Genomic DNA, 232 nt, shown 5'->3' on the forward strand with positions numbered 1-232 from the left:
GAAATAAATAATTGCAAGATAGACGGGCTTCCAATACCAGGCGCAATTACTGAAACATATACCGTCCAAATCGGATTCGCATTTAAAGGACCATTCACAGGAGCACCACTCGCCCCATCAGAACTATAGACACCCGCTGACGTTAACGTTTCCAAATCTGTATTAGAAGGGATTGCCTCCGTATAAGGAAACGCGCCATACGCACCAATCGTCTGTGCATTTAAGGTAATAG

The 232-nt window shown here is 44.4% G+C and carries 1 protein-coding gene; it reads right to left on the minus strand.

The features are described 5' to 3' along the window. Positions 1–232, minus strand: a 232-nt coding sequence (locus tag ACQRBL_RS33005; protein WP_427736511.1) for a hypothetical protein, incomplete at both ends; no start/stop codon positions are given.

The organism is Bacillus sp. AF62 (assembly GCF_050312695.1).
GTDB classification, from domain to species: domain Bacteria; phylum Bacillota; class Bacilli; order Bacillales; family Bacillaceae_G; genus Bacillus_A; species Bacillus_A cereus.